This window comes from Streptomyces sp. ME02-8801-2C (assembly GCF_033793965.1).
Classification (GTDB): Bacteria; Actinomycetota; Actinomycetes; order Streptomycetales; family Streptomycetaceae; genus Streptomyces.
On the sequence record NZ_JARAXP010000010.1, the window covers coordinates 143651 to 163683 of the forward strand.

A 20033-nucleotide genomic window follows, 5' to 3' on the forward strand; every position below is an offset into this window, starting at 1 on the left:
GAGGGAACCCCGCCATGCCGTCCGCCGAAACGCCCGTCCCGCAGGGCAGCTGCCCCGTCGGCCCCGGCCGCCGCTCCTTCGTGAGGACGGCCCTGGGGGCCGGGGCCGCGGGCGCCGCACTGGCCGGCGGCGGGTTCGCGCTGAGCCAGAGCGGTACGACCGAGGCGCAGGCCGCCCAGCCGGGCAGCGCGGCGCCGGTGCCCTTCCACGGCACGCACCAGGCGGGCATCGTCACCCCCGCGCCCGCCGCCGCCACCTTCGTCTCCTTCGACGTCATCGCCGACGACCGTGCCGCTCTCGCCGACCTGCTGCGGACCATCACCGCCCGCGCCCGCTTCCTCACCGCCGGCGGCACCCCCGACGACCTGGGTGTCGGCGCCCCGCCCTCCGACAGCGGCATCCTCGGCCCCGAGGTTCCCGCCGACGCGCTCACCGTCACCGTCGGCGTGGGCGCCTCCCTCTTCGACGACCGCTACGGCCTCGCCAAGGCCGCGCCCCGCCACCTCACCCCCATGCGGACCTTCCCCAACGACAACCTGAACGCGGCCGAGTGCCACGGCGACCTCTCCCTGCAGATCTGCGCGGCCCGCCAGGACGTCGTCCTGCACGCCCTGCGCGACATCGCCCGGCACACCCGGGGCGCCATGCAGATCAAGTGGCGCATCGACGGCTTCCAGAACACCCCTCGCCCCACCGGAGCCCAGCGCAACCTCCTCGGTTTCAAGGACGGCATCGCCAACCCCGACGTCACCTCGACCCGCGAGACCAACCGTCTGATCTGGGTCGGCGAGGGCCTGGGCGAGCCGGCCTGGGCAACCGGCGGCAGTTATCAGGTCGTCCGGATCATCCGCACGCTCGTCGAGTTCTGGGACCGGGTCTCGCTCACCGAGCAGGAGAAGATGTTCGGCCGCCGCAAGGACACCGGCGCCCCGCTGGACGGCGCCCAGGAGACCGACGTCCCCGACTACGGCAGGGACCCGCACGGTACGGCGATCCCGCTCGACGCCCACATCCGCCTCGCCAACCCCCGCACGTCCGCCACCGACACCTCCCGCATACTGCGCCGCGGCTACAACTACGACCGGGGCGTCGACAGTGTCGGCAACCTCGACATGGGGCTGGTCTTCTGCTGTTACCAGCAGGACGTGCGGCGTCAGTTCGAGGCCACGCAGACCCGCCTGATCGACGAACCCCTCGTCGACTACATCTCCCCGACCGGCGGCGGCTACTTCTTCGCGCTGCCCGGTGTCCGCGACTCCTCGGACTGGCTGGGGCGTGGACTGCTCGCGACATGACGACGCCGACGCGGGGACACGCGGGCGCACGCGACCGGAGCTTTCTGGACATATAGACTCATTTGGGGTGTCCAAGCCCGCCGTGAGGTCTGATTTCCCTGGAGTCCCCGATGACGTCGATCACCGCGCTGGACGCCCACGACATCCGGTTTCCCACCTCTCGGTGGCTCGAGGGGTCGGACGCGATGCATCCCGATCCGGATTACTCCGCCTCCTATGTGATCATCCGCACCGACGCCGGGGACGGGCTGGAAGGGCACGGGTTCTGTTTCACCATCGGCCGGGGGAACGAGGTCGAGGTCGCGGCGATCAACGCCTTGCGGCCGCATGTGGTGGGGCTGTCGTTGGGCGAGGTGCTGGCCGACCTCGGGGGGTTCTGCCGCTCGCTCGTCGGTGACAGTCAGCTGCGGTGGCTCGGGCCCGAGAAGGGCGTCATGCATATGGCCATCGGGGCCGTGGTCAACGCCATGTGGGATCTCTACGCGAAGCGGGAGAGGAAGCCGCTGTGGAAGCTGCTCGCCGACCTCGCTCCCGAGCAGGTCGTCGCGTTGATCGACTTCCAGTACCTGGAGGACGCGCTCACGCCCGACGAGGCGCTCGGGATCCTGCGGCAGGCCCGGAACGGGATCGCGGAGCGGGAGGCGCGGCTGCTCGCCGACGGGTATCCGGCGTACGCCACCTCCCCCGGCTGGCTCGGCTACCCGGACAGCAAGGTCGCCGGGCTGGCCCGGGAGGCCGTGGACAGTGGGTTCCGGCAGATCAAGCTCAAGGTCGGCGCCGATCTCGACGACGACGTGCGGCGGTGTCGTACCGCGCGGGAGGTGATCGGCCCCGGCGTGCGGATGGCGTTGGACGCCAACCAGCGGTGGGGCGTCGGCGAGGCGGTCGGGTGGGTTCGGCGGCTGGCGGAGTTCGACCCGTACTGGATCGAGGAGCCGACCAGCCCGGACGACGTGCTCGGGCTCGCGGCGATCCGCCGGGAGGTGGCGCCGGTGCGGGTGGCGACCGGCGAACACGTGCACAACCGGGTGATGTTCAAGCAGCTCCTCCAGGCGGAGGCGCTCGACTTCGTGCAGTTGGACGCCTGCCGGGTCGGGGGAGTCAACGAGAACCTGGCGATCCTCCTGCTCGCGGCCAAGTTCGGGATCCCGGTGTGCCCGCACGCGGGCGGGGTGGGCCTGTGCGAGCTCGTACAGCATCTGGCGATGTTCGACTGTCTGGCGGTCTCCGGCACCCTCCAGGACCGGGTCCTCGAGTACGTCGATCATCTGCACGAGCATTTCGTCGACCCGGTGGTGATCGTCCGGGGACGGTACGCGGCGCCGACCGCCCCCGGCTTCAGCTCACAGATGCGGCCCGAGTCGCTCGCCGCGTACGCGTTTCCCGGCGGCGCGGCATGGCAGGTCCCGTACGGCGGGTCCTCGGCAGAGGGCTCCCGGGTATGAGTGCCGGGGAGGAGTTCCAGGGGCTGGCCGCCATCGTCACCGGCGGGGCGTCCGGGATCGGGCTGGCCACCGCCGAGACCCTGGCCGCGAAGGGGTGCCGGGTCGCGGTGCTCGACCTGGTTCCCGGGTCCACGCCCGCACGGCTGCACCCGGTGGAGGCCGACGTCGGGGACGCCGAGTCGGTGTCCGACGCCGTGCGCCGGGTGGCCGACCTGTTCGGAGGCCTCGACATCCTGGTCAACAACGCCGGCATCGGCGCGCGGGGCACCGTGGAGGACAACACCGACGACGAGTGGCACCACGTACTGGACGTCAACGTGCTCGGCATCGTCCGCACCAGCAGGGCGGCACTGCCGTATCTGCGCCGGTCCTCCAGCGCGGCCATCGTCAACACCTGCTCGGTCGTGGCGCTGGCCGGGCTGCCGCAGCGGGCGCTGTACGCGGCCAGCAAGGGCGCGGTGCACGCGCTGACCCTCGCGATGGCCGCCGACCACCTCGGCGAGGGCATCCGGGTCAACTGCGTCAGCCCGGGCACCGTGGACACCCCCTGGGTGCGTCGGCTGCTCGAACACACCGACGACCCGGAGGCCGAACGGGCCGCTCTCGTCGCCCGCCAGCCCACCGGCCGCCTGGTCACCGCCCAGCAGGTCGCCGACGCCATCGCGTACCTCGCCGGACCACTGGCCGGATCCACCACCGGGACCGCACTCGCCGTCGACGGAGGGCTGACCGGCATCCGCAGACCCCCGAGCTCCTTCCACTGACCACTGACCACGACAACTGATCTCGGAGCCGAGCATGATGAAGCGACGTATCGCCGCTGTCGGAACAGCCCTCGCACTCGGCTGCGCACCGGCCCTGACCGCCTGCGGCGGGGACTCGGACAGCAACGCCGGTTCCGGTTCGGGCCGGATCGGGGTGGTGCTGCCACTGCTCACCTCGCCGTTCTGGGAGTCGTACGACTCCTACATCCCCAAGCAGGCCGCCGACCAGGATGTCCGGGTGCTGCAGACGGTGAACTCCGACTCGGATCCGAGCAAGCAGATCACCGACATCCAGAACCTGCTCTCCCAGGACGTGAAGGGCCTGGTCGTCTCGCCGCTGGACTCCGCGGCGATCGTCGCCGGGCTGAACGCCGCGCAGCGCAAGGACGTGCCGGTGGTCGCCGTCGACGTGGCGCCGGACAAGGGCAAGGTCGCGATGGTGGTCCGGGCGGACAACCGCGCCTACGGGGAGAAGGCGTGCCGGCAGATCGGCGCCGCGGTGAAGACGGGCAAGGTCGTACAGATCCAGGGCGATCTGGCGTCCATCAACGGGCGGGACCGGTCGGAGGCGTTCAGCGCGTGCGTCAGGAAGAACTACCCGGGCATCAGGGTGCTGAACATTCCCGCCGTCTGGAAGGCGGAAAGGGCGGCGGCCGGTCTGGAGGCGCTGTACACCGCCCACCCCGACATCAAGGGCATCTACATGCAGGCCGGCGGCGTGTATCTGGCCCCCACGCTGAGCACGCTGCGCCGCCACGACGCGCTGGTGGCGGCCGGTGATCCCCAGCACATCGTGATCGTCTCCAACGACGGCATCCCGCAGGAGCTGGACGCGATCCGCAAGGGCCAGATCGACGCGACCGTCTCCCAGCCCGCCGACCAGTACGCCAAGTACGGCATCTACTACATCAAGCGGGCGATGGCGGGCGAGACCTTCCACCCGGGGCCGACCGACCACGACAGCACCATCGTCCGGCTGCCCAGCGGAATCCTGGAGGACCGGCTCTCGGCACCCCTGGTGACCAAGGCCAACGTCGACGACGCGTCGCTGTGGGGCAACCAGATCGGCAAGAGCTCCTGACACCCGCGACACCGTCCCTCCGGGCACCGAGCATCCAGGAAGCGAGACGAGAGACCGCGATGAACGACCACACGCCAACGCCCGAAGCCCGTGCCGACGGTGCCGGCCGGCGTGCGGTGGCCGAGGCCCACGGGATCCACAAGCGCTACGGGCCCACCGTGGCCCTCGACGACGTACGGATCGCCGTCCGGGCCGGTGAGTCGCACGCCCTGGTCGGCCGCAACGGAGCCGGAAAGTCGACCCTGGTCGGCATCCTGACCGGGCTGCAGCGGCCGGACAGCGGTGTCGTCCTGTTCGACGGGGAACCCGCGCCCGCCCCGGCGGACCGTGAGGCGTGGCAGCGGCGGGTCGCCTGTGTCTACCAGCAGTCGACGATCATCCCCGGCCTCACCGTCGCCGAGAACCTGTACGTCAACCGGCAGCACACGGTTCGCGGCCAGGTGATCAGCTGGCGGCGGATGCGCTCGGCGGCCCGCGAACTGCTGGACGCATGGGGTGTGGAGGTCGACGAGAACGTGCCGGCCGGTCGGCTCACCGTCGAGGACGCCAAGATGGTGGAGATCGCGAGGTCGATCTCGCGCGGAACCCGGTTCATCATCCTGGACGAGCCGACCGCCCAGCTGGACAGCCGGGCCATCGACCGCCTGTTCACCCATGTCCGGCGGTTGCAGCGCGCCGGGATCACCTTTCTCTACATCTCCCACCACCTGGAGGAGGTGTACGCCGTCTGCCAGGTCGTCACCGTCTTCCGGGACGCCCGCTGGATCACCACGGCGCCCGTCGGCGAGCTGGGCAGGACCGAACTCGTCCGGGCGATGACGGGAGAGCGGGGCGCGGACGCGGTTCCCGGCTTCGGGGCGAACCGGGCGCCGTCGGCGGACGCGCCCGTGGCCGTACGGGTGGACCGGCTGAGCGGCGCGCACTTCACGGACGTCAGCTTCGCCGTCCGGTCCGGCGAGACGGTGGGGCTGACCGGGCTCGCGGGCTCCGGGAGCCACCAGGTCGCCGAGGCGGTGGCGGGGCTGTACCGGCCCGACAGCGGGCGGATCGAGGTGCTCGGCCGTACGACGCGGCCGGGCAGCGTCGCCTCGGCGCTCGCGGCGGGCGTGGGCTGTGTGCCGCGCGACCGACACCACGAAGGGCTGGTGCCGGAGCTGTCGGTGGCCGAGAACGCCTCCATGACCGTCACGGACCGGCTGGGCCGCTTCGGCGTGATCTCGCGCCGGGCCCGCAACGCCTTCGCCCGGCGGACGATCACCGACCTCGACATCAGGACGGACGGCCCGGACCAGCCGGTCAAGGACCTGTCCGGCGGCAACCAGCAGAAGGTCGTCATGGGCCGGGCGCTGGCCACCGACCCGGCTGTCCTGGTGCTCATCAACCCGACGGCGGGTGTCGACGTGAAGTCCAAGCGGGCGCTGCTGTCGGTCGTCGACCGGGCCAGAGCGGCGGGACGGGCGGCGCTCGTCGTCTCGGACGAACTGGCCGACCTGCGTACCTGCGACCGCGTCCTGGTGATGTTCAACGGCTCGCTCGCCGCCGAGTACACCGTCGGCTGGACCGACGGGGAACTGGTGGCCTCGATCGAAGGGGTCGGCGCCCGCCATGAATGACACCGAGCCGAACAGCCCCGCGTCCGGGCCGAACAGCCCCGCGTCCGGGCCGAACAGCCCCGCGTCCGGGCCGAACAGCCCCGAGTCCGGTGGCCGTCCGCCGACGCCCGGTGGCCGTCCGCCGACGCCCGGTGGCCGTCCGGCGGCGTCCGGTGGTGGGCCGCCGGCGTCTGGTGGTGGTTCGCCCGAGTCTGGTGGCCGTCCGCCGGCGCCCGGTGGCCGTCCGGCGGCGTCCGGTGGTGGGCCGCCGGCGTCTGGTGGTGGGCCGCCCGAGTCCGGTGGCCGTCCGCCGACGCCCGGCGGCCGTCCGTTGACACCCGGTGGTGGTGCGGCGGCGTCCGGTGGTGGGCCGTCGACACCCGCTGGTCGTCCGCCGGCGACCAGTGGCGGGCCGGCCGCGACGGGCCGACGGGCCGCGACCGGTCGGCGGGCCGCGACCGGTCGGCGGCCTGTCCGCGTGCTCGCCCTCGGCCGGATCCGCGACCTCGCCCTGCTGCCCGCGGTGGTGCTGCTGCTGATCATCGGCGCGGCCAGCAACGACAGCTTCCTCGAGCGGGACAACCTGCTGAACGTGCTCAGCGCCTCCTCGGCGCTCGGGCTGCTGGTGCTCGCCGAGGCGATGATCCTGGTCAGCGGCAAGATGGACCTCTCGCTGGAGTCGATCGCGGGGCTCGCGCCGGCCCTCGGCTTCATGGTCGTGCTCCCGGCCGCCTCGGCGGGCTTCGGCACCGAGCTGCCCACCTGGATCGGCCTGCTGGTCATCCCGCTCACCGGCGCGCTGATCGGGGCCGTGAACGGGCTGCTGATCGTCGGACTCCAGCTCAACGGCTTCATCGTGACCCTGGCGATGAACATCGTGCTGCGCGGAGTCCTGGTCGGCATGGTGTCCGGCAAGACCCTCTTCGACGCACCCCCCGCGTTCTTCGCCCTCGGGTCCGACAACTGGCTCGGCATCCCCCTCTCCGTGTGGGTGACCGGCGCCTGTTTCGCCGTCGCCGGGTGGGCGCTGCGCTACCACCGGCTGGGGCGCGCGGTGTACGCGGTCGGCGGCAACGCCCCCGCCGCGCGGGCCGCGGGCATCCGGGTCGACCGGGTGGCCTGGGGGGTCCTGGTCATCGGCGGGACGCTGGCCGCGCTGGCCGGTCTGGTGATCGCCGGACGGGTCGGGGCGATCAACGCCAACCAGGGACAGGGCCTGATCTTCACCGTGTTCGCGGCCGCCGTCATCGGCGGCATCAGCCTGAACGGCGGCAAGGGGTCCCTGGCGGGCGCACTGCTCGGGGTCCTGCTGCTGGGCATGCTGGAGAACCTGCTCACCCTGGCGCAGGTGTCGTCCTTCTGGATCCAGGCGATCTACGGCGCGATCATCCTGCTGGCGCTGATGATCGCCCGGCTCACGACCGGCGAGGGCCAGGAATAGGCCCCGGCCCGGGTACGGGCGCGGTCCGAAGAGGTGGTCCGAGGGGCGCGGTCCGAGAGGCGCAACGCCAGGCGATACGTCATAGAATTACCCATATGCCATCCGCCAGATGGGACGGCTCATGATGTATCCCAAGGAGGTATCGCCGGACGGAACGCATGGACCGTTCGAGGTGGCGAATGTGGCTGCTGCGGTGATCGACGCGAAGGGTACGGTCATCGGCTGGACGGGGGCCGCCGAGCGGCTGCTGGGGTACGGCGCCGCAGAGGCCCTCGACCGCTCGGCCGCCGCCCTGCTGGCCCAGCCCGAGGACGCGTCCCGCGCCGCCGAGGTCGCCGAGGAGTGCGCGACCCGGGAGAGCTGGGGCGGTCTGGTGGGCGTCCGGCACCGTGACGGCCACCGGGTCGAGGTCGGGCTGCGGGTGACCGCGATGTCCGACAGCGACGGCCGCAAGGCCTGGCTCGTCTCGGCGATCGACGTGTCGAAGGCCCCGACCTGGGCGGTCAGCGGTGATGTGCTCGAGGGTTTCCTCACCCGCTCACCGCTCGGCATGGCCGTACTCAGCCCGGATCTTCGCTACGTGTGGATGAACGACACCCTGGAACGCTACGGCGGTGTCCCGCGCGAGGAGCGGCTCGGGCGCCGGATGTCGGACTCGTTGCCGGGCCTGAACACCGACGCCCTCGAAGCGCAGATGCGGTGGGTGCTGGAGACGGGCGTACCGGTCATCGACTACGAGTACCGGGGCTGGACCTGGGCGGATCCGCATCAGGAGCACGCGTACTCCACCTCCTTCTTTCGGCTCGACGACCCCGACGGCAAGCCGCTGGGCGTCTGCTACATGGGCATGGACGTCACCGACAGATGGCGGGCCCGCGAGCGGCTCGCCCTGCTCAGTGAGGCCAGCGCCCGTATCGGGGGCACGCTGAACGTGATGCGGACCGCGCAGGAGCTGGCCGACTTCGCGGTGCCGAGGCTCGCCGACTTCGTGACCGTCGATCTGCTGGAGGCGGTGCTGCACGGCGACGAACCCGGTTCGGGGCCGGCGGGCAGCGAGTACCTGCTGAGGCGGGCCGGGCAGCAGTCCATCCACGAGGGCTGCCCGGAGTCGGTGATCGCCACCGGCGACTCGATCGACGCGCCCAGGTCGTCGCCGTACTTCGCGTGCATGGCCAGCGGGACCGCGATCCTGGAACCGTCCCTGGACCCGGCCACCACCGCGTGGGTCGCGGAGGACCCGGCCCGGGCCAGGAGCATCGCGGAGTACGGGATGCACACCGTGATGTGGGTGCCGCTGTCCGCGCGCGGAACCGTGCTGGGGGTGGCGTCCTTCATCCGTATGGAGCATCCGCAGCCGTTCGAGGAGGACGATCTGCTGCTCGCCGAGGAGCTGGTCGGCCGGGCCGCGGTGTGGGTGGAGAACGCCCGCCGCTACACCCGTGAGCACGCCGCCGCACTGGCCCTCCAGCGCAGTCTGCTCCCGCAGGGGCTGAACGGCGGCACCGCCATGGAGGTGGCCTCGCGCTATCTGCCGACCGACGCGCGGGAAGGGGTGGGCGGTGACTGGTTCGACGTGATCCAGCTGTCCGGGGCGCGGGTCGCCCTGGTCGTCGGTGACGTCGTCGGGCACGGCCTCAACGCGGCGGCGACCATGGGCAGACTGCGTACGGCCGTACAGACGCTCGCCGACATGGACCTGCCGCCCGACGAACTGCTGGCCCACCTCGACGACCTGGTGATCCGGCTGACGGAGGAGAAGGGTGGCGACGACGAGCCCATCGCCACGGCGGTACTGGGCGCCACCTGCCTCTACGCCGTCTACGACCCGGTGACCCAGCTGTGCACGATGGCCAGGGCCGGGCATCCGCCGCCCGCCGTGGTCACCCCCGGCGGCAAGGTCACCTTCCCCGACCTGCCCTCGGGCCCGCCGCTCGGCCTCGGGTCGCTGCCCTTCGAGTCCGCCGAGATCTCCCTCCCCGAGGGGAGCCTGATCGCCCTCTACACCGACGGTCTCATCGAGACCAACGACCAGGACATCGACGTCGGGCTGTCCCGGCTCAGCGATGTGCTCGCGCAGTCCGGACTGCCGCCCGAGGACCTGTGCACGGCGGTCGTCAACAACCTGCTGACCGGCGAGCAGACCGACGACGTCGCCCTGCTGCTGGCCCGGCCGCACGCGCTGGGCGCCGACCAGGTCGCCTCCTGGGACCTGCCGACGGACCCGGCGATCGTCGCGAGTGCCAGGGAACTGGCCGTTCGTCAGCTCCTCGGCTGGGGCCTCGACGACCTGGTGATGACCACGGAACTGGTCGTCAGCGAGCTGGTCACCAACGCCATCCGGCACGGCACCGCACCCGTCAGACTGCGCATGATCCGGCACGACAAGCTGATCTGCGAGGTGTCCGACGCCAGCAACACGTCACCCCGGATGGGCCACGCACGCACCACCGACGAGGGCGGCCGCGGCCTGTTCCTGGTGGCCCAACTGACCCGCCGCTGGGGCACGCGCTACACCCAGGCCGGAAAGATCATCTGGGCCGAGCAGGACCTTCCGGGGAGTCCCTAGGTGTGTTGGCCCGGGAGCGAACACGGCGCGCTGTTCGTCCCTCCAGGTCCATTCGCCCGACCGGGAGAAGGGCAGGCTCCGGGCGAGAGTCGAGAACTGCTCCGAGGGTTCCTCGGGCGTCCTGGACCTCCTGGACGTGCTGAAGAACGCCGACTTCCTCACCGGCTTCACCGAGGAGTTCTCCTCGGTGGCCGCCTACGAGCGCATCGAGCGTGACGTCCTCCAGCGCCGCCTGCTGCCGGCCCTCTTCGCGCTGGGCACGAACATGGGCATCCGGGCGATCGTGGCGACGGGTGAACATGGCGAGAGCGAGGCAGCGCTGCGGCACGTCCGCCGGCACTTCATCACCGTCGACAACCTGCGGGTCGCCGTCACCAGGCTGGTGAACGCCACCTTCGCCGCCCGTGACACCGCCTGGTGGGGCCGCGGCACCGCGTGCGCGTCGGACTCGAAGAAGTTCGGGTCCTGGTCCTCGAACTTCATGACCGAGTACCACGCCCGCTACGGCGGCAACGGCGTGATGATCTACTGGCACGTCGAGCGGAAGAGCGTCTGCATCTACTCCCAGCTCAAGAGCTGTTCGTCGTCCGAGGTCGTGGCGATGATCGAGGGTCTGCTACGGCACTGCACGGACGCCGAGATCGAGTCGAACCATGTCGACACGCACGGCGCGAGCGTGGTCGGGTTCGCGTTCACCGAACTGCTCAACTTCCGCCTCCTGCCGAGGCTGAAGAACATCGGCAGCATCCGCCTGTACCGCCCGGACGATGCCCCGCCGGATGGCCCGCGCTCGGTGCCACGCTGACGCGGCCGATCCGCTGGGAGCTGATCGAGCAGCAGTGCGACCAGATGGTCAAGTACGCCACCGCCCTCCGGCTCGGCACGGCCGAGGCCGAGGCCGAGCAGGTTCTGCGGCGCTTCACCCGCGGCGGCCCCAAGCATCCCACCTATCAGGCCCTCGAAGAACTCGGCCGCGCGGTCCGAACGGTCGTCGCCTGCGACTACCTGGCCTGCCCCGGCCTGCGCCGCGAGATCCACGGCGGGCTCCAGGTCGTGGAGAACTGGAACAGCGCGAACACCGTGCTGCACTACGGCAAGGACGGCGCGCTGACCGGCCCGGACAAGGAGCACGCCGAGACCTCGATGCTCGCCCTCCACCTGCTCCGATCCAGCCTCGTCCACGTCAACACCCTGCTGCTCCAGCAGGTCCTGGCCGAGCCCGCCTGGGCGAAGAAACTGAGCGACGAGGACCGGCGCGGTCTGACCGCACTGTTCTGGTCCAACGTCAACCCATACGGCACCTTCCGCCTGGACATGGACAAGCGCCTCGACCTGGGGCTGGTTGCCGCCATGCCCCGCCCCCGCACATCTGCCGGCGCCGCCGACCGATCCGGTACGCAGACACGGTGAGGGACTTCCGGGCTTCATCGACCGAGCGCCCGGCCCCCGAGTGGGCCTCGCAATGATCCTGTCGCCCTGTGACCCATGTCACAGGCAGTTTCTGTCAGCAATCGGGGCGCTGTCCCGCTCAAGTCACCGAGAGGAAGCGAACCGACAGGAGCGAGACATGAAGCACAGCATCGTCGTCCTCGGCGCCGGCTACGCCGGGGCCTACGTGGCCGGGACCCTGGCGCGCCGACTGTCCCCGGCGGACACCGAGATCACCGTGGTCAACGCCGTACCGGACTTCGTCCAGCGGATGCGGCTGCACCAGGTCGCGGCCGGCCAGGAGATCGAGGCTCCGAAGCTCGCCGACGTCTTCGCGGGCACGGGGATACGGCTGCGCGTGGCCCGTGTCACCGCCGTCGACCCCGAGCGCCGGGTCGTCGCCGTGGCCGATGCCGACGGCGGCGCCGACCTCGGCTACGACACACTTCTCTACGCGCTCGGCAGCCGCGCCGCCGACCACGGCGTTCCCGGCGTGGCCGAGCACGCGTTCGACGTCGCGAGCCGGCCCTCGGCGCTGCGCCTGCGCAAGCGCCTGGAAAGTCTGGACAGCCGGGACAGTCTGGGCAGGCGGGGCGACGGCGGGAGCGTGCTGATCGTCGGCGACGGGTTGACCGGCATCGAGGCCGCCACCGAGATCGCCGAATCCCGGCCCGGCCTGTCGGTGGCGCTGGTCGCCCGCGGCGAGCTGGGCGCCCGGCTCTCCGCGGGAGCCCGCGAGCACCTGCGCCGGGCGTGTGAGCGGCTGGGCATTACCGTCGTGGAGCACACCAGCGTCGAAGTCGTCGAGGCGGCGCGGGTACTGTGCGCCGACGGCACCGTGCTGGCGTCCGACGCGACCGTGTGGGCGGCCGGGTTCTCGGTCCACCCCATCGCCGCCGCCGCCGGGCTGGAGGTCACCGAGAACGGTCAGATCGTCGTCGACCGCACCATGCGGTCGGTCTCGCACCCGGACGTCTACGCCATCGGCGACGCCGTTCACGCCGTCGGCGACAACGGCCGGCCGCTACCGATGTCCTGCGGTTCAGCCGGCTACACCGGCAGGCAGGTGATCGAGGCGATCGTCGGACGCCTGACCGGCCGCAAGATCGCGAACACCAAGCTGGTCTATACGTACAACACCATCAGTCTCGGGCGGCGGGACGGGATCCTGCAGATGGTCGACGACGAAGCGCAGGCAAAGCCGAAGTATATGGGCGGCCGGAAGGTAGCGCGGATCAAGGCGGGCATCGTCAGGGGCGGACTGTGGGGCGTCTCGCACCCGACCTTCGGCATGCCCAAGCGCAAGCACCGCGTGGCCGCCGCGGCGGGCACGTCCGACGAGAGCCGCCTGACCGCCGCGCCGGATACGTCGGTCGCGTAGCCGCCTACTAGGGTCATCCGCGTGGACAGCACCTCCACCGATTCCTTCGACACCAGTCGGTTCGAGGCCAGCCGCACCCGGCTGGCCTCGCTGGCCTACCGTCTCCTCGGCTCGGCCGCCGACGCAGAAGACGCCGTGCAGGACGCGTTCCTGCACTGGCAGGCCGCCGACCGGCAGCGGATCAAAGCGCCGGAGGCATGGCTGACCAAGGTCGTCACCAACCTGTGCCTGGACCGGCTCCGCTCGGCACAAGCCCGCCGCGAACGCACCGTCGGAGCCTGGCTGCCCGAACCGCTCCTCGATGGCGACCCGATGCTCGGCCCCGCCGACACGTTTGAGCAGCGCGAATCGGTCTCCCTGGCCGTGCTGACGCTCATGGAGCGCCTGACACCGCTCGAGCGGGCGGTCTACGTCCTTCGCGAAGCGTTCTCCTACGGCCACGCCGAGATCGCCGGGATCCTCGACATCACCGGGTCTGCGAGCCAGCAGCACCTCCACCGGGCCCGGCACCGCGTCACCGCCGCGCGCCGTCGCGGCGGGGAGGTCGACCCGGCATCCGCGCGCCGGATCGTCGAGGAGTTCCTCGCCGCCGCCGCCTCGGGCCGCACCGAACGGCTGGTGGCGCTGCTCACCGACGACGCGACCGCGATCTCCGACGGCGCCGGCCTGACCGAGACGCTGCTGCAGTTCGACACCCCGCAGCGCATCGCCGCCATCGCACGGGCCGGCTTCAAACCCACAACCGCGAAACGGCGCTTCGTCGGCGGCACTATGACCGCCCACTACGCGCTCGTCAACGGCGCCCCCGCCCTCCTCTTCGTGGTCGGCGACCAGGTCGTCGGCTCCGTGACCTTCGACATCACAGGCGGCAAGATCGCCACCGTGCGCGGCATCGCCGCCCCCACCCGCCTCACCCGCCTCACCGAAGCCTGGCGACAGCACGAATCGGACACGTCGCTCATCGCCCAGTGGTAATGCGCCTGCGTTTCACAGGTGTTCGCTCGTGAAACACCCGCCCGCCCGGCGGTCCACCTGCGGCGATCATGTTTCATGAGTTGTTGCCAACAACTGGACACCTGAAAACCTCATGAAACAGTCCGGGGTCGTGAGCGACGACTTCAAGCACGTGGAATCGCACGACTGCCCGATGTCCACCTGCGCCGCCCCCGCGGGCTCCCCGTGCCGGACCGGCAAGGGCAAAGTGGCCATCCAATACCACACCGCCCGCTTCCGCCTCGTGCCCCAACTCGCCAAGGCGCTCAGTGTGCCGACCCCTGCCGTACGCAAGCCGGGGTCGGTCTGGACCGAGCTGCCCCGGCCCGTGCGCGCCGGCGCCGAACCGGTCGGGCACGTCCGCTCGGATACGCCCGCGCCTCGACCGCCCGGCGTCCAAGTGACCTGAGAAGCAGGTCAGGTCAGGTCAGGCCAAGTCAGGTCAGGTCAGGCCAGGTCAGGTCAGTACACGCCCTTGTACGCCTGCCAGCCCGTCGCGATCCTCGTACGCGGCCCGAGCGCCCCCTTGCCGTTGCCGGAGTTGCGCCACAGGTTGCCCGCCGTGTCGCGGGAGACGACGTCCGCCTTCGCGTCGCCGGTGATGTCGCCGACGCCGATGACGGTGTTGTAGCTCGAGCCCCAGTTGACGGCGACCTTCACCCGGGCCCTGAAGCCGCCGGTGCCGTTGCCGTCGTACCGCCACAGGATGTTGGACCTGTCCTGGGCCAGCAGGTCGCCGCGGCCGTCGCCGTTGAAGTCGCCGACGCCCACGATCTTCTTGTAGCCGGACCAGTTCGCCGCGATACGCACACGCGCCGACAGCTTGCCCGCGCTCGTGCCCTTGTAGAGGAACAGCTCGCCCGTCGACGCCTTGCGGGCGATCAGGTCCGGGCGGCCGTCGCCGGTGATGTCACCCGGGGAGGTCAGCAGGTTGTACTGGTTCCAGCCGGTGCCCAGGGAGATGTGCGGGGTTCCGGTGGTGAAGGCCTGCCCGCGCATCGTCCGGTACGCCCGCAGCTCGCCGTTGCCGAACCGTACGAGGATGTCGTTGCGACGGTCGCCGTTCAGGTCGCCGAACGGGACCAGTGTCACCGACGAGGGCCAGCCCCCGGCCGACATGGCGGAGCCGAACGTGCCCTTGCCGGTGCCGGGCCGGTAGCTGACGACACCGGACGACGAGAGGGTGAGGAGGTCGCCGATCCCGTCCGGCGCCCAGGTGCCGTTGTTGCTGAAGTCGTGGCGTACGGCAGCCCCGACGGAGACGTTCACCGTCTGGGACACCGCCAGCGGGGCGCCGGACCTGTCGGCCGGCCGTGCCGTCACCTTGAGCGTGTACGCCCCGTTGGGCACGAGCGCGCCCGCCGTGGTGCGGAGGTTCCACCGCGCGGTCAGGTTGCCGTCGACCTCGCCGCCGGTGAGCGTACGCACCACGGCACCCGTCGCCCTGCTGGTGAACGTGGCTGTCCAGGAGGCCGCGGGCTTGGAGAGCAGTCCGCGCCACTGCCACCACGGGTTGGTGCTCGCGCCGCTCTCCGAGGCGTTGTCGCTCACCTCGGACTCGATGACGCCGAGCGGCTGGGTGGCGACCCCGCTGGGCACCAGATGGATCCGGTGCTCCGCGTCGACGTAGGCCGCGGGTCCGCCGAACTTGTCGACGGTCCAAGTCACCCCGCGCAGGCTGGAGTTGCCGGCCGCCAGGTCACCGATCCTCCGCGTGGCCGGGCTGCCGTCGGCGAAGTCGGTGAGGAGGAGAGCCCCGGCCGAGGTGTCGTGGCGTACGAGGTAGCCGTCGCCGAGCAGGGCCTCGCCGGACGGGACGGGGATGTTCTTCTTCGCCGTACGGTCCCAGACACCGGCCGAGGCGGTCGGGCCGCACGACCAGTAGACCCAGCGGCCGACCGTCTGCAGTTCCTTGGGAACGCAGGGGGCATTGGTGCTGACCGTGTCGGTGGTCCTGCCGGTCTTCAGGTCCCGGGCGGTGACGACGCCCTTGGTCGTTCCCGGGGTCCACAGCCGGGTCCCCCACACGGAGGCGGCGGAGACGGAACGGGTGAGGATCGGCTTGAGGTCGGTGTGAACGCCGAGATCCCCGACGTACTGCTTGGCGGGGGAGGAGCCGTTGACGACGGCGTAACGGCCAGTGACGTCCAGGATCTTCCCGGCGGCCGAGGTCAGATAGAAGAACCCCGCGTCGTCGGTGTTGTCGATGGATCGGACGGACGACCCGACGGGATCGGAGTCGGCGGTGAACGTCACCGCACGGCCGTCGCCGGTGGAGTACGGGCCGGTCCCGATGTCGTCCCAGTACCGCCAGGTCGGCGCGCTCGGCGTGTACGACGTCCCGGAGGTCGAGACCCGCCGGGAGAAGAAGGCGCCCATGAAGCTGCCGTCGGCCTCGTCGGTGGCGAGGTTGCCGTTCTGCAGCGACAGCCGGTCGATCCTCGCGGCCACCGGCGGAACGGCGGTCACCTGCGTCAGCGCCGGCGCGCTCGCCCCCGTGTCGGCGATCCTCCGTACCGCCCAGTGCCCCGAGTCGGCGCCGCCCGCGACCAGCAGGCCGCCGTCGGGTGTCGGGGTGAGCGAGGTGGCCGCGTGCCGCAGCAGAGTGAGCGGGGCGCCGCCCGCGAAGGGGACGGCCATGAGTCGCTGGCCGGACAGGTCGGCCATGTCGCCGGCCGACGACGGGGAACGGGCGATCACCAGCCAGCGGCCCGCGATGCCCAGGTAGGGGGTGCCCACCGTGCCCGGCAGCGTCACCGTCGTCTCGGCGGCGGACAGGTCGGCGCGGGCCAGGACATGGGCGGTCGTGCCGGACGCGTACCAGACCAGCCGGTCGGCGCTCAGGACGACGGCCGTCGGAGCGGCGGACACGACGACATCGCCGGTGACCTTCGCTGCGGCCAGGTCCACCAGCGCCAGGTGCCGCTTGCCTCCGAGGGCGTAGCCGATGACGGCGGTGCCGCTGTCGCCGCCCAGGACGCCGAAGTTGGCGGTGATTCCGGTGGGCCAGCCGTCGACGACAGTCCCCTCGGCGGGCTCCCCGTCACCGCCGTACAGCCACAACACCCGGCTGCCGTCGGCATCCTGAGCCTGCGTCAGCACATGAGTGCCAAACGTGGCAAGGTACCGGCCGTGGGTGATGGCGACGTCCGTGGCGGTACCGGCGGCCATGTCCCGCAGGACGACCTTCTCGGTGGGCGAGACGACGTCGGCCACGGTGTCGGAGGACGAGCCGAGGTACGCCGGGAGGTCGAGCCGGGCGAGATCGCCCAACTCGGTGGTCGCACCGGTGGCGTACGACGTCCAGAGGTACCCCGAGCTGCCCTCCTGCGCGTGGAGGTAGCCGCTCGGGCCGGCGGAGTACAGCTGGTCCGCGCGCGGGACGTACCGGTTCGACTGGAAGACCGTGTCCGGCGCCGCGACGGCGCTCTCCGCGCCGGCAGGCACGGAGAGCGGACCCGGGCCGGCGGTCACGGTGAGAACGGCGAAGGCGGCTATGACACCACGGGCAGCGGCACGACGGGCCAACTGAGGCTCCTGGACGAGAAGTTGGTCCAGCCCTCCGGCTGTCCCCCACACAAGTGCCCCAAAACTAACAGCAGCCCCACGCCCAGCCCCACGCCCCCAGGTCAGGTACTGGTCAAACCTGGCGTTCGACGGTCCGCGCGAGGATCCCCAGCGTGGCCCGCAGCGCCGATTCCTGGAGGAGGGGGAAGATGCCGGCGGCCCGGTACCGCTCGTGGATGCGGCTCCAGTCGTAGTACGAGGTCACCTCGGTGCCCGTGCCGTCGGCGAGGGGGCTCAGGCGGTAGCCGTAGTGGTGGTTGACGGAGGGCTGGAGGCGGGGAGACGTCGGGGTCCACTCGATGAGGATGTCCTGTTCGAACCGGGTGATTTCCACGGTGACGTCGTAGCGGCCCAGCGGCCGGTCGCCCAGCGCCTCGCGGTCCATGTGGACGACGAACGAGTCCCCGGCCGCGCACACGGGGTCGCCGTCGGCGCTCTGGAGCATGCCCGAGCTGTCGATCGCCACATGCCCGGCGGGATCGCAGAGCAGGGCGAATATCCGGGCCGGCGACGCGGCTATGACACGGCTCGCCTCGAGCCGTTCGGCCTGCCGCACCTGATCCGCCGACTCAGCCTGACCCGCCTTGTCCGTCTGCTGCGCCTGGCCCACTTCATCCGCTCCCATGTGACTTCCCGCTCCCTCTCGTCGCCTCTCCTGACCGCGCGGAATCCTAGTCGCCGGTCCGGTCGTACCTGGCGGCGACCAGCGCGATGTCGTCCTCCGGGTCGGCGGGGGCGACCTGGTCGAGGACCTGGTCGAGGAGGTCCTCGGGGGCCGGGCAGCCGCGGACGCGGGTGAGGCGGCGCAGGGAGGCGTCGATGTCCTCGTGGCGGCGTTCGATCAGGCCGTCGGTGTAGAGGAGCAGGGTGTGGCCCGGCTCGCAGGGGGTCGTGAGGGCGTCGTAGCGGCTGTGGCCGGTGCCCAGGGGCGGTCCTGGCGGTACGGGCAGGAGGGTGGCCCGGCCGTCGGGGCGGAAGAGGACCGGGGGCAGATGTCCGGCGCTGGCGTAGGTGCAGATGCCCCGGCGCGGGTCGGCGATGGCGATCACGCAGGTGGCGGGACGGTCGGCGGCGGTGGTGTGGAGGAGGTGGTCGAGTTCGAGCAGGATGCGGTCGGGGCCGGGTTCCCGGGCGGCGACGACGCGCAGCATCGCCTGGTAGCGGCTCATCGCGACGGCGGCCTCCAGCCCGTGCCCCATCACGTCGCCGAGGGCCAGCAGCGTACGTCCGTCGTCGAGGGCGACGGTCTCGAACCAGTCACCGCCGACGAGCACACCCCGCCCGGCGGGCCGGTAGCGGTAGGCGACATCGACGTCCGGGTGCGGGCGCCCCGGCTCGGCCAGCAGGGCGCGCTGGAGCTGGACGACGGCGTTGTGCTCGGTGGTGTAGCGGCGGGCGTTGTCGAGACTGATGGCGGCCCGGCCGGCCAGGTCCTGGGCGATCACGGCGTCGGTCTCGTCGAACAGGGGCGAGGCGCCCGCTCGCATCATGGTGACGGTGCCCACGTCGTGGCCGCGCGCGGTCAGCGGCACTATCAGGGCGGAGTGGATACCGGCGGCCATGTAGGCGGAGACGTCGCCGGTGTGGGACTCGGCGCAGTCGACGTGCCGCTCGTCCGTCAGGTCGTCGATCACCGGACGTCCGTCCGCGAGACAGCGGGCGAGGGACGAGCCGGGCTGGTGGTCGACGTACTCGCCGGGCCGGCCCAGGGACCGTATGGCGGGCTCCAGCTCGGGCGTCGCCGCCAGCGCGACCCGGCGCAGCCGCAGCGATCCGTCGCGGGGCGCCCGGCTGGTGCCGTGCTCGGGCAGGACCTTCACGGTGGCGGCGTCGGCGAGCTTCGCCACCAGGAACTCGGCCAGCTCCTGGCAGGTGGTGTCCATGTCCAGGGTGGTACCGACGCGGGTGGCGGCCTCGTCGAGCAGAGTGAGCCGCTCGCGGGCCCGCTCCAGCTCCCGCTGCTCCTGGCGGGCGGCCGTGATCTCCAGCACGATGCCGACGATCCCCAGGGTGCGGCCGTCCTGCCTCAGCCGGTGGTAGGCGCCGTGCCAGTAGCGGCGCTCCAGCGAGGAGTCGGCCTGGGTGTGACCGCTGGAGATCGTCTCGCGGGCGACGCCGTCGGCGAGGACGGCACGCAGTACGTCCTCGCCCGCCTCGACGCCGGGGACGACCTCGGCGACGGTCCGGCCGAGGTGCTCGTCGGCCGGTACGCCGTTCATCCGGGCCAGGGTGTCGTTGACGTACCGGAAGCGCAGCTCGGTGTCGAGGACGGCGATGGCCGCCGGGGTCCCGTCGAGAACCTGGCTCAGCAGCTCGTGGACCCGCGTGGACCAGGCGAGCCAGAACGCGGGATCACCTTCCGGCGGCGCCACGCCGGTGGCGTCGCTCTCACCCTTGCCCGCGCCCTCGTCGCCGGCCCGCTGCCGGTCCACTCCAGCATCCGACCATGGCTGGGCTGTGAGCGCATGTGGAGGCGTGGA

General features: G+C 71.5%; 15 protein-coding genes. 12 read left to right on the top strand and 3 right to left on the bottom strand.

Annotation, left to right across the window (positions count from 1 at the left end; genetic code table 11):
• The first annotated feature begins 14 nt into the window (after positions 1-14).
• The 12 genes from efeB to PV396_RS30480 all read left to right on the top strand — a co-directional run bounded on the left by efeB (position 15) and on the right by PV396_RS30480 (position 14395).
• Positions 15-1295 (top strand): iron uptake transporter deferrochelatase/peroxidase subunit, encoded by a 1281-nt coding sequence (gene efeB, locus PV396_RS30425; protein WP_319210127.1) that lies wholly within the window; start codon positions 15-17, stop codon positions 1293-1295.
• Between the two features lie 110 nt (positions 1296-1405).
• On the top strand, positions 1406-2740 hold the full coding sequence (locus PV396_RS30430; RefSeq protein ID WP_319210129.1) for an L-fuconate dehydratase: 1335 nt from the start codon (positions 1406-1408) through the stop codon (positions 2738-2740).
• Positions 2737-3504, top strand: coding sequence for an SDR family oxidoreductase (locus PV396_RS30435; protein WP_319210130.1), 768 nt, complete (start codon positions 2737-2739; stop codon positions 3502-3504). The genes PV396_RS30430 and PV396_RS30435 overlap by 4 nt, the downstream gene beginning before the upstream one ends.
• Positions 3505-3541: 37 nt before the next feature.
• On the top strand, positions 3542-4585 hold the full coding sequence (locus tag PV396_RS30440; protein ID WP_319210333.1) for a sugar ABC transporter substrate-binding protein: 1044 nt from the start codon (positions 3542-3544) through the stop codon (positions 4583-4585).
• A gap of 59 nt (positions 4586-4644) precedes the next feature.
• Entirely contained in the window at positions 4645-6198 is a 1554-nt protein-coding gene (locus PV396_RS30445; RefSeq protein WP_319210132.1) for a sugar ABC transporter ATP-binding protein, read from the top strand.
• A gap of 457 nt (positions 6199-6655) precedes the next feature.
• A complete protein-coding gene (locus PV396_RS30450; protein WP_319210134.1) occupies positions 6656-7618 on the top strand; it encodes an ABC transporter permease in 963 nt (320 codons plus the stop codon).
• Positions 7619-7739: 121 nt separating this feature from the next.
• Entirely contained in the window at positions 7740-10184 is a 2445-nt protein-coding gene (locus tag PV396_RS30455) for a SpoIIE family protein phosphatase (RefSeq protein WP_319210136.1), read from the top strand.
• Between the two features lie 136 nt (positions 10185-10320).
• Complete coding sequence (locus PV396_RS30460) at positions 10321-10989, top strand: Tn3 family transposase (protein ID WP_319210138.1); 669 nt, start codon at positions 10321-10323, stop codon at positions 10987-10989.
• 23 nt (positions 10990-11012) lie between these two features.
• Positions 11013-11594, top strand: coding sequence for a Tn3 family transposase (locus PV396_RS30465; RefSeq protein WP_319210334.1), 582 nt, complete (start codon positions 11013-11015; stop codon positions 11592-11594).
• 157 nt (positions 11595-11751) lie between these two features.
• Positions 11752-12993 carry an NAD(P)/FAD-dependent oxidoreductase gene (locus PV396_RS30470; RefSeq protein WP_319210139.1) on the top strand — a complete coding sequence of 414 codons (1242 nt, stop codon included), beginning with the start codon at positions 11752-11754 and terminating at the stop codon, positions 12991-12993.
• 21 nt (positions 12994-13014) lie between these two features.
• Positions 13015-13968, top strand: a complete 954-nt coding sequence (locus tag PV396_RS30475) for a sigma-70 family RNA polymerase sigma factor (protein WP_319210141.1) — start codon at positions 13015-13017, stop codon at positions 13966-13968.
• A gap of 130 nt (positions 13969-14098) precedes the next feature.
• A complete protein-coding gene (locus PV396_RS30480) occupies positions 14099-14395 on the top strand; it encodes a hypothetical protein (protein WP_319210142.1) in 297 nt (98 codons plus the stop codon).
• Positions 14396-14448: 53 nt separating this feature from the next.
• On the opposite strand, the gene PV396_RS30485 is transcribed toward PV396_RS30480, so the two are convergent.
• The 3 genes from PV396_RS30485 to PV396_RS30495 all read right to left on the bottom strand — a co-directional run bounded on the left by PV396_RS30485 (position 14449) and on the right by PV396_RS30495 (position 19985).
• A complete protein-coding gene (locus tag PV396_RS30485; RefSeq protein ID WP_319210144.1) occupies positions 14449-17514 on the bottom strand; it encodes an FG-GAP-like repeat-containing protein in 3066 nt (1021 codons plus the stop codon).
• Between the two features lie 112 nt (positions 17515-17626).
• The gene (locus PV396_RS30490; RefSeq protein ID WP_319210146.1) at positions 17627-18178 is read right to left on the bottom strand and encodes an SRPBCC family protein; all 552 of its coding nucleotides are present in this window, start codon (positions 18176-18178) and stop codon (positions 17627-17629) included.
• 46 nt (positions 18179-18224) lie between these two features.
• Complete coding sequence (locus PV396_RS30495) at positions 18225-19985, bottom strand: SpoIIE family protein phosphatase (protein ID WP_319210147.1); 1761 nt, start codon at positions 19983-19985, stop codon at positions 18225-18227.
• Positions 19986-20033 lie beyond the last annotated feature (48 nt).